The 3,404-nt window shown below is 40.2% G+C and carries 5 protein-coding genes; all 5 read right to left on the bottom strand.

All coding sequences use genetic code 11. The annotated features are described in order from the left end of the window. The coding region (locus RWM06_RS09590; protein ID WP_313970947.1) for an Hsp70 family protein at window positions 1–406 on the bottom strand (406 nt) is incomplete at its 3' end. 366 nt (window positions 407–772) lie between these two features. Beyond that, window positions 773–1,297, bottom strand: coding sequence for a nucleotide exchange factor GrpE (gene grpE / locus RWM06_RS09585; protein WP_000046038.1), 525 nt, complete (start codon window positions 1,295–1,297; stop codon window positions 773–775). A 26-nt stretch (window positions 1,298–1,323) separates the two neighbouring features. Further along, window positions 1,324–2,358: a heat-inducible transcriptional repressor HrcA gene (hrcA, locus tag RWM06_RS09580; protein WP_004255946.1), complete on the bottom strand. Its 1,035-nt coding sequence runs from the start codon at window positions 2,356–2,358 to the stop codon at window positions 1,324–1,326. Window positions 2,359–2,518: 160 nt separating this feature from the next. After that, window positions 2,519–3,028 (bottom strand): DUF2812 domain-containing protein, encoded by a 510-nt coding sequence (locus tag RWM06_RS09575; protein ID WP_313970946.1) that lies wholly within the window; start codon window positions 3,026–3,028, stop codon window positions 2,519–2,521. 34 nt (window positions 3,029–3,062) lie between these two features. Beyond that, window positions 3,063–3,404, bottom strand: a 342-nt coding sequence (locus RWM06_RS09570) for a DUF2812 domain-containing protein (protein WP_399553539.1), incomplete at its 5' end; no start/stop codon positions are given.

The following is a 3,404-nucleotide window of genomic DNA, read 5'->3' as shown; positions in this document are numbered from 1 at the left end:
CAGCGATTTTACCAGCGTCTTTTGTTGCTTGACGTTGAGCATCGTTGAAGTAAGCAGGAACTGTGATGACTGCTTTAGTTACTTTTTCGCCAAGGTAGTCTTCAGCATAACCTTTCAAGTATTGAAGAATCATAGCTGAGATTTCTTGTGGAGTGTATTCTTTGCCGTTAGCAGAAACTTTTTCAGAAGTTCCCATTTTAGATTTGATAGAGATGACTGTATCTGGGTTTGTGACTGCTTGGCGTTTTGCAGCATCCCCAACGATGATTTCTCCGTTTTTGAATGAGACTACAGATGGAGTTGTGCGGTTTCCTTCTGGGTTTGCGATGATTTTTGATTCAGTTCCTTCAAGAACTGCAACTGCTGAGTTTGTTGTACCTAAGTCAATACCGATAATTTTAGACATGTGTTTTTCTCCTTAAATTTTATATTCTACTTTTCTTTTAGATACTCTTCTTAAGTGGCGGCGCCGTCAGAGCTTGACTTCGTCAATCTCTTTGACTAAACTTTGAGCCTAAGGTCTCAAAGTTTGCGCAAATAGCGCCACGGCGAAGAGTATCGTCTTTGGTTCGCTTCGCTCACTATTGCAAAGCTGAACTACTTTTTTATCTTTCTTCATAGTTTATTGTCGTTTCGGACAAGTTTCCTATTATGTTACGACACGAGGAGTCGAAATCGATTTTATTTCGACGACGAGTTAGTAAGGAGGCTAGGCAAACGCCATAGCGATTGCCGTTTTCTGACGAGTTACTTCAGCTACCGTCAGAATTGCCTAGTTGTAGACAACTACCATGGCTGGGCGTAGGATGCGGTCATGGAGTTTGTAGCCTTTTTGGAAAACTTGGGCGATGGTATCTGCTGGGTGTTCATCGTCTGCTGGGAGAGTTTGGATGGCCATATGGTAGTTATGGTCAAATTCGCCATCAGCTGCGATTTCTTCGATTCCTTCTTCTTTCAAAGCGTGAATCAAGCTTTCTTGCACCATCTCCAATCCTTTTTTGACATCGTCTGTCAAACCTTCAACTGCGAGTGCACGCTCAAGGTTGTCCAAAGAAGGGAGAATTGCTTTTGCTAAGTCCTGGCTACGATAACGTTGCAAGTTTTGACGCTCTTCATTGGCACGGCGTTGGATATTTTGCATTTCCGCATGAGCGCGAAGGTATTTGTTTTCGAACTCATCTGCACGTTCATTTGCCAAGTCCAACTCAGACTTCTCAGGAGTTGTTTCTTCTACCGTTTCCACAACTTCCTCTTCTTGGACTTCTTCTACTTCTTCATTTTTTATATCTTGGGCCATTTTCGCCTCCTTTAATGATTTCAATCTTAATGTACTTCGTAATGATTACTGCTGAGGTAGCGGTAAAAATCTGTCAACTTCATGGTCAAAACACGGTTGACCACATTGACTTGGTTGATTAGCTGTTGGTAATCCAGATTAACAGGACCGATAATGGCTAGAATTCCAACTCCCCGATAAGGAATGAGAAACTTGCTACTAATCACCGCTAGGTCAGCTAGACAGGATTCTTGACTGTCTGCAACACGGACGTTTTGCATCTGATCTTCACGCAGCCCCTCACGAATCTCTAAGGCCACCTTTTGCGGTTGATCAAAGAACTGATAGGCCGCTAGATTGGCAAAATTCAAGAGATTGACCTTGCCTGCCACCACAATGTTTTCGTTGAACATTTCCTTAAAGATGTGTTCAAAGAGATCGATAACATTGTCCGTTGTTGTGAAGTAACGCTGGATAATCTGCGGAATCTCCGTCCGAATCTTGTAGTGAATATCTAAAACGGTGTGACTTAGGAAACGTTCCTGAATGATGCTCTTCAGTTTCAGCAAATCCTCCTGCAAGAAATTCCTTGGAATCAGAAACTGACTGGTAACCGTTCGAGACTCGTCTAGGGTAAATACTGCCAAGGCTGTATGTTGCCCCAAAACAACGATATCAAAGGCTGTCAAACGTTGCCTGCTCGGCTCAACATCCAGTGCTACTACCGTACAGCCACTCAAGTCTGTCAGTAGATTAGCAGCCTCTTGCAGAATATCCTCCAATTTGAAGAATTCCTGGTCAAAGGCTTTGACAATCTCATATACCTCATTTTCAGCTAGTCGGTCAAAATCCAGTGAGTGTTTTACATAGTACTGAAAACCAGCAACACTTGGCATCCGACCACTTGAAGTATGGGCCTTCTCAAGCAAACCTTGCTTTTCTAGAGCCGCCATGTCATTACGAATGGTTGCACTGCTAGAGTTAATAGACTCTTGCAAGGCTTTGGATCCGACAGGTTCGTGCGTTTTGGTAAAGATGTCAATAATGAGATTTAAAATATCCTGCTGACGCTCTGTAACCACCTCATCACTCCTCTCTGTCTGATCGATTAGCACTCGATACCCTCAAGTGCTAACTTATGATTCTATTATACACCCTTAGAAGAGAATGTCAAGATAAAAACTCAAAAAATTAGCACTCTTTTATCAAGAGTGCTAAAAATCAGTTTAAAGACCTAGAAACTTACTGTTCATCTACTTGATATTTCCTTTTAAGTCTAAAAAAACCATAGATTAGATAGGAAATCAAGAGAGCATATAAAAGAAAAATAACGAAGAAAGACATAGAAAGTTCTTCTTTAAATAAACTTATACAAACAACCAAACCACCTAAGAAAGTAGCTGTACAGGAACGAAGTCTAGATCGTATAACTTCCCACCTGAGATTATTACTCATGTAGACTTGATCCTCTGGAAGTAAAGAAGACGATTTACGAAGAATAGAACAAGAACCTGCTCCTATCAATTCCCAACCTCTATTTCTAAAATCTTGCAGTTCATGCTTATATTTTTTAAGAAATCTAGAATCATAGATACAGTAGATGACATCGTCTGGTTGACATTTGTCAAAATAGAACAAACCAAAACGACTCGTTCTATACCTCCAACCTTTCAAATGCATCTCATGCAAATATTCTTCCTTCTTGTCCAAATCAAGAATAGTGAAGATCCGAAATTGCTTTTTATTTATCATGACTTCCCCTCCAATTTTGAGCATACCTACCCTATCATAAATCTGATAATTCCTTCTTTTTATTCCATAGCTTCCAGCCAATATAAGAAACTATTAACAAAAGGATCAAAGATAAGAAAATATCTAGCCCGACCGCAAGAAATTTCCATAGATCAAACGCATTACTTCTATTGAGCAATTTAAGTAAGAATGGTATATGTATGGCTAGCAAAAGTAAAACAGGTACTAATCGCAGTCTTAAAATGCGGTTAACCATAGCTAACTTCCCAGCAGCGTCATTATAGATTTCAAATTCTGCATCCGATTCAATTTCAGAATGCGCTTTTCTAAAATAGGAAAAACTATTAAAGTCTGTAATATGCTCCCAGCCACAGTC

The organism is uncultured Streptococcus sp. (assembly GCF_963516575.1).
In the GTDB taxonomy this organism is placed as follows: Bacteria; Bacillota; Bacilli; order Lactobacillales; family Streptococcaceae; genus Streptococcus.
The sequence above is the reverse complement of the archived record's forward strand: the minus strand, read 5'-3'. Positions and strand labels throughout refer to the sequence as shown.

Bases quoted from the DNA above. Each gene is read 5' to 3' on its own strand.
- grpE (WP_000046038.1), bottom strand. From the start codon at position 1,297: ATGGCCCAAGATATAAAAAATGAAGAAGTAGAAGAAGTCCAAGAAGAG.
- RWM06_RS09575 (WP_313970946.1), bottom strand. From the start codon at position 3,028: ATGATAAATAAAAAGCAATTTCGGATCTTCACTATTCTTGATTTGGAC.